Genomic DNA, 20361 nt, shown 5'->3' with positions numbered 1-20361 from the left:
CGGTCGCCGTCCCTTTGGCATGATCGAGGCCCCCCGACCGACGGCACGGGCACATGCGAGGGAGGTCGCCCGGTGATCCTCACCGTCACGCTGAACACCGCCCTGGACATCACCTACCGGGTCGGCGCCCTGCGCCCGCACACCGCGCACCGCGTCTCGGACGTGACGGAACGGCCGGGCGGCAAGGGGGTCAACGTGGCCCGGGTGCTGGCCGCGCTCGGCCACGAGACGACGGTGACCGGGTTCGCGGGCGGCGCCACCGGGCGGGCGGTACGGCAACTCCTCGCGGACACCCCGGGCGTGCGGGACGCACTGCTCCCGGTCGCCGGGCCGACCCGCCGCACCATCGCCGTCGTGGACGAACTGACGGGCGACACGACCCAGTTGAACGAACCCGGCCCGCAGATAGCACCCGCCGAGTGGGGCACCTTCCTCGACCGCTACGAGGAACTGCTGCCCGGGACCTCGGCGGTGGCGCTGTGCGGGAGTCTCCCGCCGGGGCTTCCGGTGGGGGCCTACGCGGGGCTGATAAAGGCCGCCAGGTCCGCCGGGGTCCCGGTCCTCCTCGACACCAGCGGGGAGCCGCTGCGCCGCGGGGTCGCGGCCCGCCCCGACCTGGTCAAGCCGAACACCGACGAACTGGCCGAACTCACCGGCTCCCACGACCCGACCCGCGCCACCCAGGACGCCCGCCGCCGCGGCGCCCGCACAGTGGTCGCCTCCCTCGGCGCACAGGGCCTGCTGGCGCTCACCCCGGAGGGCCGCTGGCGTGCCACCCCGCCCGCCCGTGAACACGGCAACCCCACCGGCGCCGGCGACTCCGCGGTCGCCGGCCTGCTCTCCGGCCTGGTGGAACAACTCCCCTGGCCGACCCGACTGACCCGCGCGGTCGCCCTGTCGGCAGCGACGGTACGGGCCCCGGCAGCAGGCGAGTTCGACCGCCTCACCTACGAGAAGCTGCTCGGCCAGGTCACGGTGACGGGTGGGACGACGGCTGCTTAGCCCTTGTTCGTGTGCTTGCCCTGCTGCACCCACAGCTGGTCCAGCAGGACGTCGCAGCTGTCCCCGCTCTGGCAGGACAGGGAGATCGTGTTGGTGCCCTTGGTGAGGGTGGGGTACGTGTAGCTGGTCGTCCAGGCGTTGGCCGGGTCGCTCTGGCCCGTGTAGTTCTTCAGCGGGAACTTGCTGCCGAACGCCTTGCCGTTGATCGTGAGCGTCATGGCCTCGTCCTGTATCGCGCTGTAGTGCGCGAAGACGGTGTAGAGGCCGTCCGCCGGGATTCCGTTGACCGTCCAGGTGACGCCGGCGCCGGTCTGGTTGAGGTTCGTCACGTAGATGCCGCCCTCGGCCTTCGCGCCCTTAACGTCCGACGCCAGCGAGGCGCCACCGTCCAGGCGGAGTGCCTTCGCGTCGATCGGCGGGATGTCGCCCGTGGAATCGGCCGAGCTCGTGCTCGACGGCGAAGGGGATGCGCTCGTGGACTGGGTCGGGGTGGTGGAGGTGTCGCCGCCGGCCTTGTTGTCGTCGCCGCTGCCGTTGATCATGGCGACGCTGATCCCTATGACGACCGCGGCGACGACCGCGACGGCGCCGATGAGGAGGCCCTTGGTGTTGGGACCGCGGCCACGGCCCGAGGGCTGCATCGGGGTGCGGGTGGTCGGGGCGCCGCCCGGGAAGGTCTCCGGGGCCTGGTAGGCCGCGTTCGGTGACTGGCCGTAGCCGCCCGGCTGCTGGGGGATGGTCTGGCCGCCGTACTGCTGCTGCGGGGCCTGCTGCTGGCCGCCGTACGTACGCTCGCCGACCGGGCGCACTCTGCTGACGGCGTTCGGGTAGCCGTAACCACCGGAGCCGGACGGCGGCTGGGCCCCTCGGGCCTGGCCGTCGGCGTAGAGGTAGCCGAACGGGTCGTCGTCCTCGGGCGTGCTCGCGCCGTTGTCGCCGGGCGTCATCCCTTGGTACTCCTCAACAGGTGCGGGCGGATGCGGTACGGGTATTGAGAGTCGAGCCTACCCGGTCTGGCTGAGCCAAACGGGTGACTCGGATCGCATCAGCGCGATGACCTGCGGATCATCCGGCGCGGCGATGTGCTTTGGGACGAGATCGTTTCTCTACGTACATCCGCTCGTCGGCGGATTTCAGGACTTCGTCGGCCGTCATGCCGCAGTGCGCCCATCCGATGCCGAAACTGGCGCCCACCCGGACGGCCCGGCCCTCGGCACGGATCGGCTGGATGATCTCGTTGCGCAGGCGTACGGCCAGGTCCTGGGCGTCCGCCTTGCCGAGGCCGTCGGCGAGGATCACGAACTCGTCGCCGCCGAGGCGGGCCACGGTGTCGCCGTCGCGGACGCCCCGGGAGAGCCGTCTGGCGACCTCGATAAGGACCGCGTCGCCCGCGTTGTGCCCGAACCGGTCGTTGATCGACTTGAAGCCGTCGAGGTCGCAGAAGAGCACCGCGAGCCCCTTGGCGCCGTCGTCGCGGCCCTCCTCGGGGGCGACGGTGTGCACGTGGTGGTCGTAGCCCTCGTACGACGCGGACACGGACGCGGTCGCGCCCGCGAAGTCGAAGCCGTGGCCGTTGACGTCGTAGGCGGGGTGGCCGTAGGCCGCGTCCAGGGACTCCAGCTCGCCCGCGTGTCCGGCGCGCCGGCAGAGCCGGGAGGAGAGCCGGGAGCGCAGCTCGGCGGAGTTCGGGAGGCCGGTCAGGGAGTCGTGGGAGGCGCGGTGGGCGAGCTGGAGCTCGCGGCGCTTGCGCTCCTCTATGTCCTCGACGTGGGTGAGGAGGAAGCGGGGGCCGTCGGCCGCGTCGGCGACGACCGAGTTGCGCAGGGAGACCCAGACGTAGGTGCCGTCGCGGCGGCCCAGGCGGAGCTCGGCGCGGCCGCCCTCCGCGGAGGTGCGGAGCAGGGTGCCGATGTCCTCGGGGTGGACCAGGTCGGAGAAGGAGTAGCGGCGCATCGCGGAGGCGGGACGGCCCAGGAGGCGGCACAGGGCGTCGTTGGAGCGCAGTATTCGGCCGTGCTGGTCGCCGCCCATCTCGGCTATCGCCATGCCGGAGGGGGCGTACTCGAAGGCCTGCCGGAAGGACTCCTCGCTGGCCCGCAGCGCCTGCTGCTCGCGCTCCAGGCGGACCAGGGCGCGCTGCATGTTGGCGCGCAGCCGGGCGTTGCTGATCGCGATCGCGGCCTGGAAGGCGTACATCTGGAGGGCCTCGCGGCCCCAGGCGCCCGGGTGGCGGCCGTTGCGCGGGCGGTCGACGGAGATCACGCCGAGCAGTTCGCCGCAGGAGCTGCCCGAGACGCCGGGCGTGTACATGGGGGCGAAGAGCCGGTCGGAGGGGTGCCACTCGTCCTCGAACCGGGGCGCGGGGCCGTCGGTGTACCACTGGGGGACGTCGTCGTCGTCGAGGACCCAGCCCTCGGTGTGCGGTATGAAGACGAGGTCGCCCCAGTTCTCGCCCATGTTCAGCCGCCGCTCCCAGGACTCGCGGGAGCCGACCCGGCCGGTGATCAGGGCCTCGGCGGCGGAGTTCCCGGCGAAGGCGGCGACCACGAGGTCGCCCTCGGCGGGGCGTACGAGGTTGATGCACGCCATCTCGTAGTTGAGGGCGGTGATGACGCCGTCGGCGACGGTCTGCAGTGTGTCCGCCAGGCTGCGGGCCGTGTTCATGTCGGCCATGACCTGGTGCAGCTGTCGCAGGGACGCAAGACGGACGTAGGGCTCCGACTCGGTCTCCATGCTCGCCCTCCCCCCGAGACCTCGCAGTGAATCAAGGGTCTGCTTCGGCGCTACTTTTCCCCGCCACTGAATCACAGCGCGCTGCCCACTCGGTACACAGGGTCAACAATTAACGTGCCTTGTGACTCAAGTCACAGGAGAACGTGAACAATTGCGTGGAGTTTCCGCGTTTTCCCTGTGCGTTTACTGAACACGGCCTTTGCGGGTGTGCGCACACGGTGCACGTTACGGCCTTTCACCCCGCCCCACCCCGCCGTTGGTCCTAGGACCCGGCTCGGGCCGATGGCCGATGTGGCCGCGCCGGGTCCGACACTAGCGTTTCCGGCGTGCTGAAGACTCCCTCCCCCGCCACCGCAGAAGCCACCGGGCATGCTGTGGGGGTGAGCAACGAAGCGTTCAAGACCGCCCTCTCCCGGCTCGCCGCCGGCGTGGTCCTGGTGACCGCTCAGGAGCCGCCGCTGGACCCGGACGACCCGCTGGCGCCGGCCGGCGAGGACGTCGGCATGACCGCCACCGCGTTCGTGTCGGTGTCGCTCGACCCGCCGTTGGTGCTGGTCAGCCTGCGTGAGGGCTCCCGGATGGACGACCTCCTCGACGAACAGCCGCGCTGGGCGGTCTCCGTGCTCACCGAGAGCCAGCGGCACATCGCCGGCCGCTTCGCGATGAAGGGCCGGATCAGCGACCGCCTGCTCTTCGAGGACATCCCCTACGTCCGCGGCGAGGCCAGCGGCGCCCCACTGGTCGGCGGCGCCCTCGCGACCCTGGAGTGCCGCACCGAACAGCGGATCGCGGCGGGCGACCACACCCTCGTCATCGGCCGCGTCCTCACCGCCGAACTGCCGAGTGCGGAAGGCGGACCGCTGATGTATTTCCGGGGGCGTTACCGGCAGCTGGGATGAGACCGCACGGTCGGTTTTGCACATTCCGCAGGCGGTTGTCGGCGGTTGCCGAATGGGCCTTCTAGAGTGCGCGAATGCCTTCTCTGCCGCGCCTCGAAGAAGTGACCACCGCAAATCTGAAAACAGCCCTCAGCATTCGCGTCCGGCCCCACCAGGAACAGAACGTCGAGCCGGTGGCCGAGTCCCTCGCCGAGGCGTACGTCCATCCGGCGGGGGTCGCCTGGCCGCGCCTGATCGTCGACGGAGACCGCACGGTCGGCTTTCTGATGGCCTTCCTCGACATCGACTGGCGCGCCGACGGCACCCTCGTCCGCTCCGGCCTGTGGCGCCTCAACATCGACGCGGCGGAACAGGGCAGGGGCTACGGCCGGTTCGCGGTGGCGGCGGTGGCCGCGGAGATCCGCCGCCGGGGCGGCAAGGAGATGTACGTCACCTGGCACGCGGGCCCGGACGGCCCCGAGGACTTCTACCTGCGGCTGGGCTTCCGGAAGACCGGCGAGGTCAGCGGGGACCAGCCGGTGGGCGTGCTGGAACTCTGACTCCCACCTGGCCGTGCTGGAGCCCTGCCCCCCGCCCGACTCCCGCCCGACTCCCGACTCCCGTCACCCGCGCCGCCCTCGCCGCTAGGACCAGTCGCGGCCGGTCCGCCCCCGCTTCGTCTCCGAGCGCTGCTTCTTCTCCCGCAGCCGGCGTTCGTTGATCCCGCGCGGGATGCGGGTCGGCCGGCGCGGCTTGGGCGGGGGCGCGGTGGCCTCCGCGAGGAGCGCGGCGAGGCGTACGGCGGCGGTCTCGCGGTTGCGCCACTGCGAACGGTGCTCGGACGCCCGTACGACGATCACCCCGTCGACGAGCCGCCCCGCCAGCCGCTCCAGCGCCCGCGCCTTCCAGACTGTCGGCAGTGCCTCGGTGTTCGCGAGGTCGAAGCGGAGTTCCACCTGCGAGTCACTGGTGTTGACGTGCTGGCCGCCCGGCCCGGACGACCGCGAGAAGCGCCAGTTGAGCTCGGCCTCGGGGAGCGAGACGGAGCCGCGGATGACGTAGGGACCGGACATACCCCTATGGTCGCGCGCCTGACCGGCACACGTCACGCGATTATCGTTCATCACCCGTTTGGCAAAGAAAGTAAAGCGAGGTGGAACCTTCGGTACCCCTCGTGGCGTTCATACGGGTAGCTGTAGCTTCAAGCCCGTACGCCGCACGGCCGTACGCGAAACGAGGGAAAGGACTCCCGACCATGGCTGTAAGCCTCTCCAAGGGTGGCAACGTCTCGCTCACCAAGGAGGCTCCGGGCCTGACCGCCGTCACCGTGGGCCTCGGCTGGGACGTCCGCACGACCACCGGCACGGACTTCGACCTGGATGCCTCCGCCATCGCGGTCAACACGCAGGGCAAGGTCTACTCCGACGGCCACTTCGTGTTCTTCAACAACAAGCAGACGCCGGACCAGACCATCGTCCACACGGGCGACAACCGCACCGGCGAGGGCGCAGGCGACGACGAGGCGATCAACGTCAACCTGGCGGGCCTCCCCGCCGACATCGACAAGATCGTCTTCCCGGTCTCGATCTACGACGCGGAGACCCGCTCGCAGAACTTCGGCCAGGTCCGCAACGCCTACATCCGCATCGTCAACCAGGCCGGCGGCGCCGAGATCGCCCGCTACGACCTCTCCGAGGACGCGGCGACGGAGACGGCGATGGTCTTCGGCGAGCTCTACCGCAACGGCGCCGAGTGGAAGTTCCGCGCGGTCGGCCAGGGCTACGCGTCCGGCCTGGTCGGCATCGCCCAGGACTTCGGCGTCAACGTCTGACGGTCGCTGCGCTGTGCGGGAGCCTCCGGTGCGACGCCGGGGGCTCCCCTCTTCCGCTCAGCCCGCCGACACGTACGGCACGAAGGCCGCCCAGGCGGAAGGGGCGAGGGCGAGTCGGGGGCCGGGGGTGACGGGCGTGAACTTTGAGTCGCGGATGTGGATGGTGGTGGGGGTGGGGGCTATTTCGAGGCAGGATTCGCCGTTGGTGCCGCCGCTGTAGCTGCTCTTGAACCAGGCCAGGGCGACTTCTACGCAGCTGTCGCCGTCGGGGCCGTCGCTGTAGCTGCTCTTGAACCACGCCAAGTCGGAGGGATCTCCGGCAGAGGTCTTGCGGATCATGTCTCTCCCAGCAGTTGCTCGATGAAAGCCAGCGACTCTCGTGGCGTGAGCGCCTGAGCCCGGATGGTGCCATAGCGCAGCTCAAGGATCCGTAGCTCTTTCGGATCGGAGGTCAGGCGACCGCTGTACGCACCGTCGGAGCGACCCACTGCTGAGCCATCCGGGAACTTCAGCACCTCGATCTTTCCGCTCAGCCCTGGGTGAGCTTCGGCATTCGTTTGCATCACCTGGAGGGTGACGTTCCGCAACTGGCCCACCTCCAGCAGACGTTCGAGTTGCCGTCGCCAAACCATTGTGCCTCCGACCGGCCGACGCAGCGTCGCCTCCTCCTGGACGAAGCTGAGTGCTGGTGCAGGCGAGCGTTCGAAGATGGACGCTCGGGCCATACGGGCAGCTACCCGCCGCTCCGCCTCCTCCGGCGAATAAGCTGGCTGCCACGCCTCAAACAATGCCCGCGCATGCTCCGGCGTCTGCAACAAACCGTGCAGACTGAGCCCGACATACACCCCGATCTCCACTGCCTGCCCCTCCAACTTGGCAAGCTCCCGCACCTTCTTCGGATACCGGACCCTCTTCACGTCCTCCCAGGTCGCCGAGATCAGCCCTCCTGCCCCCAGGACCTCGTCCGCCCTGTTCAGGTACTCCTGTCGGGGAATCCGCTTGCCACCCTCAATTTTGTAGACCATGTCCTCCCCGTAGCCGACCGCCACCCCGAACTCGGCGGCGCGCATCCCCACCGCTTCTCGCCGCAGCTTCAACTGGCGGCCGACCGTAGCGATGACCGCGACGCCCCAGTCGTCGTCCGGGTCGACCTCCCAGCCCGGCTCGGCCACCTCGCCGTCCACGCTCATCCCGTACACCTCTTTCCGACAGCCAAGACAGCACTGGACTAGCGCCGGACAGTCACCGTACGTAAGGCCTCCGTCACTGTTCACGGTACGCACGCCCGGCCACGCTGAGTGATGTGAACGACGAAATCTCCACCCCCGTCCGCAACATGAGCCTGCGGCTCTCGTCCACGCCGCGGGGCGCCCGGCTGGCGCGACTGCTGGCCACCGAGCAACTGCGGGCCTGGGGTCTGCCGTTGGATCCGGCCAGGCAGATCGTGGCGGAACTGGCGGCGAACGCGGCGACGCACGGCCGGGTACCGGGGCGCGACTTCGGCCTCACGCTCTACGTCGTAGGGGACACCCTGCGGATCGAGGTCACGGACACGCGGGGTGATGCGGCGCCGCATGCCCAATCACCCCGGCCGGACGCCGAGTCGGGCCGGGGCCTGGTCCTCGTGGAGGCGCTCGCCGACAAGTGGGGCGTGGCGCCGGGGCGGTCGCCGCGCAAGTCGGTGTGGGCCGAGATCGACGTGTCGCCGTAGGCCGGACGAGCGCTAGGCGTGCGTGCGCAGTCCGTCGAGGATGAGCGCGAGCATGCGGGGGGCGCGGTCCACGGGGCTGGACGCGGCGCGCCACAGGGCGCCGGTGAGCTGGAGGAAGTCGCCGGGGTCGGCGTCGTCGCGGATGGTCCCGTCGACCTTGCCGGCGTCGAGGAGTTCGGTGATGGCGGCGATGACGGGGCCGTAGCTCTGCTCGGTGATCGCCTGGTGCGCGCCGGCGCTGAGGGCGTCGCCGAGGCCGTGTTTCTTGCGCATGGCCTCGACGAGGTCGGTCGTCCAGCGGCGGAGCGCTTCGAGGGGCGGCAGCTGGGCCAGCAGGTCGGGCACGGCGGCGGTGATGCGGGTGACCTCGTCCTGGTAGACGGCCAGGACCAGCGCCTCGCGGGTGGGGAAGTTGCGGTACAGGGTGCCCGCGCCGACGCCGGCGCGCTGGGCGACCTGGTTCATGGAGGCGGCGCTGTTCTCGGTGAACGCCTCGCGGGCGGCCGCGAGGATGCGTGCCCGGTTCTCAAGGGCGTCTGAGCGGACCACGAAACCTCACCTTGCTAAGTGGAGAGCTCTCCACTACGGTATCCGGAGAACTCTCCACTTATTTTAGAGGGGCACCATGCAGTACATCAAGCTGGGCACGACGGGCCTGGACGTGTCACCGATCGCGGTCGGGGCGATGACCTACGGCGAGCCCGACCGCGGGCACCCCGTCTGGTCGAAGGGCGAGGAGGAGGCGCGGCCGCTCGTCCGGCACGCGCTGGAGGCGGGGATCAACTTCTTCGACACCGCGAACCTGTACTCCCACGGTTCCAGCGAGGAGATCCTCGGCCGGGCGCTCAGGGACTTCGCCGACCGCGACGCCGTGGTGATCGCCACGAAGCTGCGCCACCCGATGCGGCCGGGACCGAACGGACGGGGGCTGTCGCGCAAGGCGATCATGACCGAGGTCGAGCACTCACTGCGCCGCCTGGGCACGGACTACATCGACCTCTACCAGATTCACCGCAACGACCACGCCACCCCGTGGGAGGAGACGCTGGAGGCACTCAGCGACCTCGTGCGGGCCGGCAAGGTCCGCTACCTCGGCGCTTCGTCCATGCACGCGTGGGAGTTCGCGAAGGCCCTGCACCTGCAGAAGCAGCACGGCTGGGCGCGGTTCGTGTCGATGCAGGACCACTACAACCTCCTCGCCCGTGAGGAGGAGCGCGAGATGATCCCGCTCTGCCTGGACGACGGCGTCGGCACGATCATCTGGTCGCCGCTGGCCCGCGGCCGTCTCGCCCGCGCGTGGGACGACGCCCGCTCGACGGTGCGCTCCGCGACGGACGGGGCGTACGCGGACACGCTCTACTCGCCCGCGGAGGAGGCGTCCAACCGCGCGATCATCGACGCGGTCGGGCAGGTGGCCGACGCTCACGGCGTCTCCCGGGCCCAGATCGCACTCGCCTGGCTGCGCCGACAGCCGGTCGTCACCGCACCGTTGGTCGGCGCCGGTTCCACCCGCCAGATCGACGAGGCCGTGGCCTCCCTCGACGTCGAACTCACCGACGACGAGGTACGCGCCCTGGAGGCGCCGTACACGCCCCGGCACGACTGGCAGGGCGTCTCGGACGAGGCCGAGCTGGAGGCCATCCGCAGGCGCATCCCCGGAATGGCCCTCGTATGACCCCCGTCGGCCTGACGCACTGACGCATGAATCGCGAGCTGAGGAGAGACAACAGATGACACGGGTACTGGTCACCGGGGGCACCGGATTCGTCGGGAGCTGGTGCGTCCTCGCCCTGCTCGAAGCCGGGCACACCGTACGCACCACGGTCCGCGACCTGCGGCGCGAGCCGGACCTGCGCGCCTGGCTGCACGCGGCCACGCCGTTCGACGACGACCGGCTCACCGTCGTACGCGCCGACCTCGAACACCCCGACGGCTGGGACGACGCCGTCGCCGACTGCGACTTCGTCCTGCACGTCGCCTCGCCGACCCTGCGCCGTACTCCTGCGACCGACGACGAGTTGGTGGTCCCGGCGCGGGAGGGCGTGCTGCGGGTGCTGCGTGCCGCCCGCGACGCCAAGGTGCGCCGGGTTGTCCTGACGAGTGCCTTCGGTGCCGTCGGGATCGGGCACCCGCCGCGCTCGACCCCGTTCACCGAGGAGGACTGGACCGACGTCGACAGCGACATCCCGCCCTACCAGCGGTCCAAGACCCTCGCCGAGCGCGCCGCCTGGCAGTTCGTCGAGGACGAGGGCGGTGGGATGGAACTGGCGGCGGTCCATCCCGTGGGCGTCCTCGGCCCCCTGCTCGGCCCGGACGACCCGCCGTCCCTGCGGCTCGTCCGCAGAATGCTCGAAGGACAGGTCCCCGCGTGCCCTCCCTTCGGGATGGGCTTCGTCGACGTACGCGATGTCGCCGACCTGCACCTGCGCGCGATGACCGACCCGGCCGCCGCCGGCGAGCGCTTCCTCGCCGTCGCCGGGCACAGCCTGCGGGTCGTCGAGATCGCGCGCATCCTCCGCGACCGCCTCGGTGCGCGCGCCGCGAACGCCCCGACCCGCGAACTCCCCGTGTGGCTCGCCCGCGCACTGGGCACCGTGAACCCGGAACTGCGCCTGCTCAGGCACCAGCTCGGCCGGGACCTCGACGCCACGAGCGCCAAGGCGGAGCGCCTTCTCGGATGGCGGGCGCGCCCCATCGAGGACACCATCACCGAAACCGCCGAAAGCCTCCTCACCCACGGCATCGGCACCTGACCCGGGCCTCACCCCGGCCGAGCTCGACGGATCACCGTCACCGTCACCGTCACCGTCACCGTCGCCGTCGCCGTCGCCCGGGAACGCGGACTCCGGGCGCGAGGGACGTCACCACCAAAGGAACGACGGGGAGAAAGAACCCACCAAGCCCCGCCCCTCCCTCCCGTCGCGCAGCGTCACTCCGGCGAGTGAATATGCGCAAGTGGGCTGGATTTGGGGCGGGTTGCGTGGCCTACGCTCAGCGCAACACAACCGCGATCACCGCGGAAAGACTTCGGCCCCCGCCGGGACGGCAATCCCAGTGCGAGGGCCTGACCACCCAGGAAGTGAACCCTTCCCGATGGATACCGAAAACCCTAGCGCGCCCTCGTGCGCCGAGTCCCGCACTGCCGCCAGGAAGCACCCGAATCGGGGGTCCGGCGGGCTCACGCACGACAACGCCCGCCACACCTCCCACTTCGTGGTGATCGGCAATCACCTCGCCCAGCACCCCACCCTCTCGGCGCTGGCCATCGGCCTCGGCGTGCACATCCAGTCGCTCCCCAAGGGCGCCCAGGTCGACATCAAGAGCCTGGCGACCCGCTTCCCGGAGGGCAGGGACCGTATCGGCGCCGCCTTGCGGGAGCTGGAGGCCGAGGGCTATCTGCGGCGCGAGCGGGAGCGGATCCCCGCCGGGCGGATCGTCACTCGCACGGTCTCCTGCAACAAGCCGGGGCACCGAACCGCCGAGGCCGAGTCCCCCGACAGGCCCGCCCGGCGCACGGCGACCATCACAGACAAGCCACCTCCCCGCAAGCGCCTCCCCGCCGTACCGCAGCCCTCGAACACCTCCCCCGACCTCCTCCGGGCAGCCCTCGACGTCCTCGTCGGCCTCCGCCGCCGCGACCCCCGGCTGCTCCTCTCCGCCACGGACGCCGAACACCTCGCCCCTGGCGTCGCCGCCTGGCTGGAGCGCGACATCGCCCCCACAGCCTTACGCCACGCCCTCACCGAGAACCTGCCGACGGAACCCCTGATCCGTCCGGCCGCCTTCCTGGCCCACCGCCTGGCGGCACAGCTGCCGCCACCACCCCCGTTCCGGCCCCCTGCCGCACCGGCCCCGGAGCCGAGACCCCCGTTCCAGACCTGCGACGGCTGCGACCGCCCCTTCCGCGCCCCCACACCCGGCCGCTGCCGCGACTGCCGGTACGACCAGGCAGGTTGACCACCCTTTCACCTGACAGGACTCCCGTGCCGCCCTCATTCACCGCGACCGGTTTTCTCCCTCTGGGCCGGTACTCCGTCTCTTTTGACGAGGCGGAGTCCATGCTGGTCAGCGACCCAGAGTTCGAGGAATCCGTGACACGCGCAGCCCTCTGGGACGGCCTGCACGGCTACCTCGACCCGTTCCTCACGCTGGAGGACACCTACGCCGCAGCCCTCGACGGCGTTCCTCTCATCCACAGCCTGTGGCTGGGCGGCAGCTTCGTCAGCGCAAAGGTCGATCCCGCGAACATTGATGTGACCGTCCTGATCGACACACGGGCCGAGCGCACCCTACGCGGGAAACCGGGCTCCAAGTGGCTGACCACGGCATTCCAGAGCAGGGCCAGGATGCGGGAGAAGTTCGGCGTCTCACCGCTTCGCATCGGGTACCAACCCGTTGCCCGCATTTTCGAGCCGGAACGCTTCACACCGGACGAACGGACATACTTCACCCAACGAGGTGTGTGGGACGACTGGTGGCAGCGCCGCAGGCTGCCGGACACGAGCGACCGCGCACCATCCGAGGAAAGTGCCACCCCGGCACGCGGCTATCCGGAGGTGTGACTGTGACCGGCGACAGCTGGCGTGAGCGCAGACGTGCGCTTCAGGGAGACGATCCGGAGGTATCCCGACGCGCTGCCCGTCTGCTGGACGCATGGGGAACCGAGGAGCGGGACGACGAGGAGGTCGAGGCGGAACACCGGGCGAGCCGGCTCGCGGCGGCACGTGACTACGCACCGGACGCCCTGCTCGAAGAAGAACTCCAACTGCGGCTGACCGGGCCGGACGCGGACGGCGGTGCCCTCCGCTTCCAGTGGGGCAACGCACTGCTCGAACCCGTGGAGCAGCTGATCTCCGCTGCCGCAGGTACGCCGGTCCAGCTGGAACTGACGGGCATCTCGGCAGGCAGCACCGTCGTACACGCCCGACCCGTCACCACACCCGCCGAGTCCACCCGAACCGACGCCCTCGACGCGCCCGTCACGTCGGCTGCCTCGACGGGCCTCGGCACTCTCACCGCGCTGCTCGACGCCCTTGAGTCGGGACGCGACATCCACGAGTGGGCGAAGCTCTTCGATGCGGTCGAAACGGTGTCCCGCGCTCTGAGCAGGTACGCACTGGACCTGGGCGTCACCTGGTACGGCGCTGACGGCAGCCTGCGCCGTACCCGCCTGACCGAGCGGGGCAGGAGCCATGTCAAACGGTTGCGCCAGACGAGGGACCGCGACCAGGAGATCACCATCTCCGGTCGCATCACCGAACTACGGGAAAGCGGCATGGTGAAGGTCAAGACAGGGACCGCCAAGAACGCACCCGCATACGACGTCCGCTTCGAGGAACCTGACGAACTACTGCGCATGCGTCCCGGTCTCGGCGACAACGTCCACTTCCGGGTCCGGTTTCGACAGCAGCTGGACGCCATGGGCATCGCACGGTCCACCGAGTACACCTATCTGGGACCAGCGGCGGAACAGCCCCCACTTCCGCTTGAGCCTGATCAGAGCGTCGGATGAAACCTCGCCCTCACGTCTACCGAGCTGCTCGTCTCCGGACGCGGCTGGAGGACGTCCTGCCGCAGGCCATCGTGGCTCACTCAGGAAGGCCGGATGTCGAGGACGAGGCCCAATGCATCATGCGCCGCCCCGATGTCATCGTGATCAGCGGACGGCCTGCCCCGCTACCCGCCTGCGGGTGAGTAGGGCCGGATAGGTTGCCCGCATGATCCTCGCCCCCGTCCCCCTCACCCCCGACCACGACATCCCGGCGCCGGTGCTCACCGAGCTCACCGCGCTGTACGCGTCCAACCGGGAGTTCCACGCGCTCAGCGGTGACTTCCCGGACCCGGACGGCGTCCGGCCGGAGCAGGTGGCCGCCGCGCTGGCCGACGAGCTGGCGGACCCGGAGGCGGAGGTGCTGCTCGCGCGGGCCGAGGGGCGGCTGGTCGGGGTGGTGGTCACGCTGGCCCGGCACCCCGACCCGGCCGACCCGGATCCGTGGATCGGGCTGCTGATGGTGGACGCGGAGGCGCAGGGGAAGGGGTACGGGCGGCGGATCGCGGAGGACGTGGAGCGGCGGTTCCGGGCGGCGGGGCGGGACGCCGTGCGGCTCGCCGTGCTGGAGAACAACCCGAAGGGGCTCGCCTTCTGGACCGCCCTCGGGTACGAGGTGGTCGGCCACCGCCCGGACCGCGAGCGCGGGCGGCCGTGCGCCGTACTGCGCAAGGGGCTGGGCAAGGGGCTGGGCGAGGGCGCGTAGGCACGCCGCCGGAGGGGGCGCGGCGCCATGACACCATCAGCACGTGCTCGACATCGGCTATGCCCTCTCCAACCGCTTCCCGGACCCGCCCCAGGCGGACTACCGGCGCGTGGACGTCCACGCGCTGCGTCACGACCTGTTCTGCGGGGACGTCTACCTCGCGGACACCAAGGCGGACCGGGAACTGTCCACAGCCTGGGGATGGGTGCCGGTGCTGGACTTCGCGTGGGCGCTGTGCGACATCGTGGAGCGGCTGGACCGGGATCCGGCGGGGTCCAGGGCCGCCCGGCCCCAGCACGCGGAGCTCGACTTCACCGAGTCCACCGACCGCATGCTCTTCGAGCGCCGCTTCGGCTGGGTGGACATCGAGGCGGACTGGATGCCGGCCGAGGAACCGCCCCTCACCTTCTCCCACGCCGAACTGCGCCGGGAGGCAAGGGACTTCCTGCACGACCTGGTCGCCGACCTCACCGACCTGCACGAGGACCTGGCGGACAATCCGGCGATCTGGACGCTCCAGGCCCGTTTCCCGAGGGTGTCGTAGCCGTTTGGGACGGCTGAACGACCGTACGGTGTACGGAGGTTGACCACCTGCCGAGGCGGGGGTGACAAGTGGCGCGGTAGGCGTTTCCCCTGGCCCGGCCGCGCCTACGTTGACTCCGTGCGGACGCAGCAGAAGGCAGGCGACAACGGGAAGGACGCCTCTTCCGAGGCCTCCCGGACCCCGGTCACCGCCGCTCCCCTCGGCTCCACGAGACCCGTCGGGCCCACGGAACACGCGATGCTCGCCCTCCAGGGGCGGGCGGGGAACGCTGCCACCACGCTGGCGCTGCAGGACGCGAAGGGCAAGGGGGTCGCACGGCCCCCGGCGGTACGCAGCCGGCCGGTGGTGCCCGTGGCCACCGTCGAGGAGGAGCGCACCGAGCTCGGCCTCGTGCTGCCCCCGTACCTGATGGACTTCCAGGCCGCCGGACTGTCCACGGCGTACGGCCTGACCGGGCACGAGTTCGTACGGAACGCGGTGGCCGCCGTCGTCGGGCACGGCGAGGGCACGGTCGCCGAGATCGGCGCCGAGCTCGCCGGACGCCCCGAGTCGTTCTACGGGCAGGGCCGCGCGTTCGCCGTGAAGGGCGGGACCGGCAAGGAGTGGTACGACGTCACCGTCACCGTCTCCCGCGCGCCCGACGACCGGCCGCCCGTCTTCCACCCCAAGGACCTGCTCGCGAACACCGTGCCGGACCCGGACGGGGCGCCGCTCGCCGCGGTGGACGACACCGAGGGCAAGGACACCAAGGTCGACGTCCAGCACAACACCGCCACCACCGTCGCGACCACCGCGAGCGGCAGTTCCAGCAAGGGCGCCGGCGGCATGGCCTTCGGGCTCGCACCCGTCGTACCGGGGCTGTGGCTGGGCGGCGCCGGTCTGCTGAACGCGCAGCCCTGGCAGTCCTCGCGGGAGTCCCGCGGCCAGCGCAACGTGGCCGAACCGCGCGTGCTGCGCAGCGAGAAGGGCTCGGTCGAGGCACCGCGCAAGGTGCGGTACGGCGTACGGATCAAGAAGCAGGGCACCCAGCAGGCGCAGACCTTCCACGGTTCGGGCGCCCTCACCCAGCGCGTGCCCACCGAACACCTCGTCCCGGCCGGCACCCAGGCCCCCGCCGCCCCGCAGCCCGTCGACGCGGACACCGCCCGGCGGGTCTCGCTCGCCGACTCCATGGCCCCGGTCGCCGTCACCGACACCGCCGCCCCGCACCAGGGCGGCGGCGGGCTCTTCGACACGGTCGCCTCCGTCCTGCACCCCTCGCTCACCGCCCCCGGCGCCCCCGGCCGCTCCCGCCTCTACGAGGCCACCTCCACCGCGACCGTCCTGGAGGACATGCCCCGGCTGCTGCGGGACGGCGTCACCGGCGAGGACCTGGCCGCCAAGGACGGCGGCACCGTCGGCAGCTACCGCCTGCACGCCGAGATCACCGGCATGTCGCCCGCCTGGGGAACCGGCGGGACCCAGCTGCGCACCCACCAGCAGACCCAGCACACGGTCACCGAGAGCGCGGGCAAGGGACGCGCCCTCGCCGGTGGCCTGGGCCCGGCCATCGGCGTCGGCGTGGCCGGCAGCGCGGCCGTCGTGCGGGGTACGGCGATGCCGGTCGCGGCGGCCCGCAAGGCCCGGTTCACCGTGGCCGAGCAGACCGTGTCCAGCCGCCAGGGCGCGGAGGTGCGCGGCGACAAGGTGCTCTACCTGGCGACCGTCCAGTTCGTCGCGGAGGGCACGGGGCCGCGCTCGGCCGAGATGGTGCTGCGCCCCGGGACGCGGGTGGCCCGGCACTCGATGCGGGTCTGGATGAGCCTGCGGGCCGACGAGGCACGCTCCCTCGGGCTGCCGCTGCCGCCCGGCACCGAGGCCAAAGATCCCAAAGAGGCCAAGGACGGCAAAGATCCCAAGGACCCGAAGAACGCGAAGGAGTTCATCGAGAAGCCGAAGCGGACCGACGAGAACGGCGACGAGGTCGACGTCGAACGGCATCTCCCGTTCGGCGCCATGGGCTCCAGCGTCACCCTCAGCCAGCTCGACACCCGCCCCCTGGTGCAGGCCGTGGAACAGCTGTTCGCGACCGACCCCCAACTGTCCGGCTACCTGCCCTCCTTCGGCACCGACGCGCGCCCCACACCGTCGTCCAAGGAGGAAGCGGCCCTCCAGCGGCGCAACCACCGCGAGCTGATGGCCGCCCTGTCCGAGACCAACCTCCGGGTCAACAAGGACCAGCTGACCACCACCGGCATCCGGGTGCGGCTGCGCCGCAAGTCCACCCTGCACTCCCACGACGTGCAGGTCCACGTCCGCGGGCAGCTCCGCGAGACCGGCTACCTCGGCGACACCGACGACTGGCTGGTGCGCAGCCACTCCGGCGTCACCGCCAACACGCAGAGCGGTCGCGGCAGTTCGCGGTCGATCGGCGGTCTGGTGCTCGGCCAGGCCAGGATCGTCCCCGGCATCCTGACCGGCTCGGCCCGCTACGAGAGGCACAGCACCGGCACCCGCCGCAACCAGGCCGGCCCCACCACCCGTACGGACGTCCTCACCAACGGCTCCGAGAAGGCCAGCACCTTCGGGGCGGCCCTGCGCTTCGACGTCGACGTCACCATGACCTCCCGGCAGCGCAAGCTGGGCCGCGCCCTCACTCCCGGCGCCCCCGGCCGGCAGGCGCCCGAGGCGCGGCAGCTGGCGGACCTGCACCTGGACGAGCAGGACGTACGGCTGGTCACGCCGACCGAGTTCACCCTCGACGAGGAGGGCAGGCAGCGGCAGGACGCGGTGGGCGGCCGGCGCCGGGCCCAGGCCCCGCGCCCCGAGCACGCCGTCACCGCCGAGGGCATCGGCGACCTGGCCGGTCTCGTACCCCGGCCGTCGGTGGGGCAGCCGCTGCGGGACTGGCAGCTGGTGGAGACGGTCGGCGACGGCCAGGCCGTCCGGGACCTCGCCTTGCAGCTGCTGTCCAGGGCCGCCGCCCGCAACAAGGGGGTCCGCGAGGATCCCGCACTGGCGACCGAGGGGCTCGCGCCGCGGCTGGCGATCGAGGAGCGGTTCGGGCCGCAGGCCATCACGGCCTCGCTGCGGCAGGCCGCGTCCTCCGGGTGGGTGGTGAAGAACCTGCGCTATCCGCGCCGGCTCGCCGCGCTGAACGGGGCCGTCGGCACCCGGCTCACGCTGACCAACCCGAAGTTCCTGCACCGGGGCGCGGGTCCCGGCACGGAGACTTTCGTGCTCGGCGGCCACCAGGCGGCCGGTCAGGAGGGGCAGGGCACCACCAGCACCTGGCAGTTCGGGGCCACCGGCTCGGAGAACGCCGCCGAGTGGCGGCTGGGCCAGGGCCTCTCCGGGAACCGCACCACGAGCCAGGGCGGCGCCCGGACCGAGGCGCTCTCCGGCACGGTCGAGCGCAACGCCCACACCCCGAAGAAGGCGCCGCTCTACCTGGTCCAGTGCGACCTGCTCGTCACCATGGTCGCCGAGGTCAAGGTCACCGGCGGCGGCCCCTACGTGGCGACGGCCGCCCGCACCCTGCCGGCCGAGGCGGCGGTGTGGCTGACGGAGGCACAGCTTCCGGCACCGATCCGCCGCCAGCTGAAGCTCGACCCCGAACCGGCGCCGATGACCTCGTCGCTGACCTCGCCGAAGACCTCGCCGAAGACCTCGCCGACGGACTCGCCGCTGACGTCGCCGCCGCAGCAGCCGGGGCAGCGGCCCGCGGAGGGCTCCCGGGCGGGCGCCGAGCGCGAGGGCCGGGAGCAGGCGCGCGCCGCGGACACCGCCGGGTCCTCGACCTCCGCGCCGCCGCGCACCACCGCCCCCTCCTTCGCCCGCACGCTCCCCCTCGGCTTCGGCATGGTCGAGAACCTGCCCAACTTCGTGCCGCTGCTGGCCCGGCTGCGCACCCGCCTCGCGGAGAACGGGCAGCAGAGCCTCGCCGACGACCTGCTGCCCCGGCAGCAGCTGGCCGACCGCAACGACAACGTGCAACGGCTGCTGCGCGTCCTGGACCGCGACGGCAGCGCGGGACTGCTGTCGGGCGCGATGGACGGCGGGGTCACCGTCGAGCTGTTCGACGGCCGCAAGACCCCGTACTGGGCGGTGTTCAAGGTCAACCGGCTCGCCGACGGCGCCTACGACGGTGCCGCGGACGACGGCCGGGACATGGAGTACATCACCGCGGCCGTCGCCCAGCAGGCCGCCACCCACGACGAGGGCGTGTCGACCGGCCTGGAGGGGATCTTCGCCGGGTCCGGCAAACCGGACGGCGGGGCCGGACAGCTGAAGAGCATGGGCGGCGCGGCGGGGCTCGGCGTCGGCTCGGGCGGCGCGCGGCGCTCCGGCACGGCGAGCCGCGGCCAGCTCGGCATGAAGACGGTCGCGGAGGCGAAGACCGCGAAGTCGTCGAAGATGCGGGTGCCGATCGAGGCCACCCTCGAACTGCACCGCGGCGACCGTCGGCTGGCGATGGTCTCGCTGGGCCGCCAGGCGGTGACCCACCGCGTCCTGGACAAGGACCTCGCCGCCCTCGGCCGGCTGACCGCGCCCCGCCGGCAGGCGGTGGCCCCGGCACCCGGCCCGGGCGACGGCCGCCCGGCCGCGCTCGGCGGCTGGCGCTCCGGCGGGGTGCGGCTGCCGATGGAGGCGCAGGTGAACGGCTTCCAAGGGGCACCGCAGGTACGGGAGCTGGTCGGCTCAGCGGTCCGGGAGGCGGGCGGCGGCGACCGCTTCCGGTCCAAGGGCCAGGCCGCCGCCTACACCTTGCAGGAGGCCGTCTCCACCGAGTGGCTGATCGCGGCGCTGCCGCTGCTGACCTCGGCGGGGGCGGAGCTGCCGCCGGTGCACGCCACCGGGGCGGAGGGCCAGGACCTGCGGGCGTCCCTGCACGCGCGGCTGCGGGACGGGCGGGTGCTGGGCGTCGGCGACAAGATGACCTTCGAGACGGTGGGGCAGAGCCACCTGGACGCGCCCCGGCCCACCCAGACGGACGGTCTGAGCTCCGCCGACCACGGCCGGTCGGCGCGCGGCCTCGCGGGCGCGGGGCTGCTCAACGCCGACGAGTTCCGCCTCAACCAGATGATGGGCAACGCCGGTGGTGCGGGCGGTGCGGCCGACACGGCGGTGAACGCGTCCGGCTCGATGCCGCTGCACAAGCCCAAGTCGGCGTCGGTCCTGGTGCAGTTCACGCTGGACGTGCGGGTGGTGGCGCAGGTGACCAACCGCGTCCGCGCCGGCCGTACCGGGACCGCCGTGCGGGAGCTGACGCTGCCGCGGCCGGTGGTGATCCGTATGCCGGAGCCGGCGGTCCGCCGCATGGTTGCCGCGCAGCCGGACCGGCTTCAGGATCCGGACGATCATCTGGGGTTGCGGAAGGCGGCGCCGGTGCCGGTGCCTCCGGCGAGCTGAGGGCTTCGGCCGGTGCT

The 20361-nt window shown here is 71.6% G+C and carries 19 protein-coding genes; 13 read left to right on the top strand and 6 right to left on the bottom strand.

The features are described from left to right. Positions 1-72: 72 nt before the first annotated feature. A complete protein-coding gene (locus ACGF5O_RS20330) occupies positions 73-1002 on the top strand; it encodes a 1-phosphofructokinase family hexose kinase (RefSeq protein WP_393811247.1) in 930 nt (309 codons plus the stop codon). Here the strand turns inward: ACGF5O_RS20330 and ACGF5O_RS20325 are convergent. Continuing rightward, a complete protein-coding gene (locus ACGF5O_RS20325; RefSeq protein WP_393811246.1) occupies positions 999-1949 on the bottom strand; it encodes a carbohydrate-binding protein in 951 nt (316 codons plus the stop codon). The two genes, ACGF5O_RS20330 and ACGF5O_RS20325, sit on opposite strands and share 4 nt — an antisense overlap. Positions 1950-2067: 118 nt before the next feature. Further along, positions 2068-3735: a diguanylate cyclase CdgB gene (cdgB, locus tag ACGF5O_RS20320; RefSeq protein WP_393811245.1), complete on the bottom strand. Its 1668-nt coding sequence runs from the start codon at positions 3733-3735 to the stop codon at positions 2068-2070. Between the two features lie 380 nt (positions 3736-4115). Here cdgB and ACGF5O_RS20315 point away from each other — a divergent pair, with 380 nt between their 5' ends. Further along, positions 4116-4634 (top strand): flavin reductase family protein, encoded by a 519-nt coding sequence (locus ACGF5O_RS20315; RefSeq protein ID WP_393811244.1) that lies wholly within the window; start codon positions 4116-4118, stop codon positions 4632-4634. 74 nt (positions 4635-4708) lie between these two features. After that, positions 4709-5173 (top strand): GNAT family N-acetyltransferase, encoded by a 465-nt coding sequence (locus ACGF5O_RS20310; RefSeq protein WP_393811243.1) that lies wholly within the window; start codon positions 4709-4711, stop codon positions 5171-5173. Positions 5174-5257: 84 nt separating this feature from the next. On the opposite strand, the gene arfB is transcribed toward ACGF5O_RS20310, so the two are convergent. Then, the gene (arfB, locus tag ACGF5O_RS20305; RefSeq protein ID WP_393811242.1) at positions 5258-5686 is read right to left on the bottom strand and encodes an alternative ribosome rescue aminoacyl-tRNA hydrolase ArfB; all 429 of its coding nucleotides are present in this window, start codon (positions 5684-5686) and stop codon (positions 5258-5260) included. 182 nt (positions 5687-5868) lie between these two features. Here arfB and ACGF5O_RS20300 point away from each other — a divergent pair, with 182 nt between their 5' ends. Then, positions 5869-6444 (top strand): TerD family protein, encoded by a 576-nt coding sequence (locus tag ACGF5O_RS20300; protein ID WP_362591614.1) that lies wholly within the window; start codon positions 5869-5871, stop codon positions 6442-6444. Between the two features lie 57 nt (positions 6445-6501). On the opposite strand, the gene ACGF5O_RS20295 is transcribed toward ACGF5O_RS20300, so the two are convergent. Next, the gene (locus ACGF5O_RS20295; RefSeq protein ID WP_393811241.1) at positions 6502-6783 is read right to left on the bottom strand and encodes a DUF397 domain-containing protein; all 282 of its coding nucleotides are present in this window, start codon (positions 6781-6783) and stop codon (positions 6502-6504) included. Further along, positions 6780-7634, bottom strand: a complete 855-nt coding sequence (locus ACGF5O_RS20290; RefSeq protein WP_393811240.1) for a helix-turn-helix domain-containing protein — start codon at positions 7632-7634, stop codon at positions 6780-6782. The genes ACGF5O_RS20295 and ACGF5O_RS20290 overlap by 4 nt, the downstream gene beginning before the upstream one ends. Before the next feature lie 146 nt (positions 7635-7780). Between ACGF5O_RS20290 and ACGF5O_RS20285 the strand changes: the two genes are divergently transcribed. Beyond that, the gene (locus tag ACGF5O_RS20285) at positions 7781-8155 is read left to right on the top strand and encodes an ATP-binding protein (protein ID WP_393811558.1); all 375 of its coding nucleotides are present in this window, start codon (positions 7781-7783) and stop codon (positions 8153-8155) included. A 12-nt stretch (positions 8156-8167) separates the two neighbouring features. Here the strand turns inward: ACGF5O_RS20285 and ACGF5O_RS20280 are convergent, their stop codons facing one another. Beyond that, the gene (locus tag ACGF5O_RS20280) at positions 8168-8704 is read right to left on the bottom strand and encodes a TetR/AcrR family transcriptional regulator (protein ID WP_393811239.1); all 537 of its coding nucleotides are present in this window, start codon (positions 8702-8704) and stop codon (positions 8168-8170) included. A gap of 76 nt (positions 8705-8780) precedes the next feature. Between ACGF5O_RS20280 and ACGF5O_RS20275 the strand changes: the two genes are divergently transcribed. From ACGF5O_RS20275 to ACGF5O_RS20240, 8 genes are all read left to right on the top strand, one after another. Then, on the top strand, positions 8781-9830 hold the full coding sequence (locus tag ACGF5O_RS20275) for an aldo/keto reductase (RefSeq protein ID WP_393811238.1): 1050 nt from the start codon (positions 8781-8783) through the stop codon (positions 9828-9830). 55 nt (positions 9831-9885) lie between these two features. Continuing rightward, positions 9886-10908 (top strand): SDR family oxidoreductase, encoded by a 1023-nt coding sequence (locus ACGF5O_RS20270; RefSeq protein WP_393811237.1) that lies wholly within the window; start codon positions 9886-9888, stop codon positions 10906-10908. 340 nt (positions 10909-11248) lie between these two features. Further along, positions 11249-12112, top strand: a complete 864-nt coding sequence (locus tag ACGF5O_RS20265; RefSeq protein ID WP_393811236.1) for a helix-turn-helix domain-containing protein — start codon at positions 11249-11251, stop codon at positions 12110-12112. 26 nt (positions 12113-12138) lie between these two features. After that, positions 12139-12717, top strand: a complete 579-nt coding sequence (locus ACGF5O_RS20260; RefSeq protein WP_393811235.1) for a DUF6932 family protein — start codon at positions 12139-12141, stop codon at positions 12715-12717. Positions 12718-12719: 2 nt separating this feature from the next. Next, positions 12720-13667, top strand: coding sequence for a hypothetical protein (locus ACGF5O_RS20255; protein WP_393811234.1), 948 nt, complete (start codon positions 12720-12722; stop codon positions 13665-13667). Between the two features lie 205 nt (positions 13668-13872). Next, entirely contained in the window at positions 13873-14409 is a 537-nt protein-coding gene (locus ACGF5O_RS20250) for a GNAT family N-acetyltransferase (RefSeq protein WP_393811233.1), read from the top strand. 43 nt (positions 14410-14452) lie between these two features. Further along, positions 14453-14953 (top strand): hypothetical protein, encoded by a 501-nt coding sequence (locus ACGF5O_RS20245; RefSeq protein WP_362591634.1) that lies wholly within the window; start codon positions 14453-14455, stop codon positions 14951-14953. A gap of 117 nt (positions 14954-15070) precedes the next feature. Then, positions 15071-20344, top strand: a complete 5274-nt coding sequence (locus ACGF5O_RS20240; RefSeq protein WP_393811232.1) for a hypothetical protein — start codon at positions 15071-15073, stop codon at positions 20342-20344. The last annotated feature ends 17 nt before the right edge of the window (positions 20345-20361 follow it).

Origin of the sequence: Streptomyces sp. NPDC048291 (assembly GCF_043201715.1) — a bacterium.
GTDB lineage: Bacteria > Actinomycetota > Actinomycetes > Streptomycetales > Streptomycetaceae > Streptomyces.
This window is presented reverse-complemented; position numbering and strand designations above follow the sequence as displayed.

Bases quoted from the DNA above. Each gene is read 5' to 3' on its own strand.
- ACGF5O_RS20300 (WP_362591614.1), top strand. From the start codon at position 5,869: ATGGCTGTAAGCCTCTCCAAGGGTGGCAACGTCTCGCTCACCAAGGAG.
- cdgB (WP_393811245.1), bottom strand. From the start codon at position 3,735: ATGGAGACCGAGTCGGAGCCCTACGTCCGTCTTGCGTCCCTGCGACAG.
- ACGF5O_RS20295 (WP_393811241.1), bottom strand. From the start codon at position 6,783: ATGATCCGCAAGACCTCTGCCGGAGATCCCTCCGACTTGGCGTGGTTC.
- ACGF5O_RS20290 (WP_393811240.1), bottom strand. From the start codon at position 7,634: ATGAGCGTGGACGGCGAGGTGGCCGAGCCGGGCTGGGAGGTCGACCCG.
- ACGF5O_RS20275 (WP_393811238.1), top strand. From the start codon at position 8,781: ATGCAGTACATCAAGCTGGGCACGACGGGCCTGGACGTGTCACCGATC.
- arfB (WP_393811242.1), bottom strand. From the start codon at position 5,686: ATGTCCGGTCCCTACGTCATCCGCGGCTCCGTCTCGCTCCCCGAGGCC.
- ACGF5O_RS20310 (WP_393811243.1), top strand. From the start codon at position 4,709: ATGCCTTCTCTGCCGCGCCTCGAAGAAGTGACCACCGCAAATCTGAAA.
- ACGF5O_RS20250 (WP_393811233.1), top strand. From the start codon at position 13,873: ATGATCCTCGCCCCCGTCCCCCTCACCCCCGACCACGACATCCCGGCG.
- ACGF5O_RS20270 (WP_393811237.1), top strand. From the start codon at position 9,886: ATGACACGGGTACTGGTCACCGGGGGCACCGGATTCGTCGGGAGCTGG.
- ACGF5O_RS20285 (WP_393811558.1), top strand. From the start codon at position 7,781: ATGAGCCTGCGGCTCTCGTCCACGCCGCGGGGCGCCCGGCTGGCGCGA.
- ACGF5O_RS20265 (WP_393811236.1), top strand. From the start codon at position 11,249: ATGGATACCGAAAACCCTAGCGCGCCCTCGTGCGCCGAGTCCCGCACT.
- ACGF5O_RS20325 (WP_393811246.1), bottom strand. From the start codon at position 1,949: ATGACGCCCGGCGACAACGGCGCGAGCACGCCCGAGGACGACGACCCG.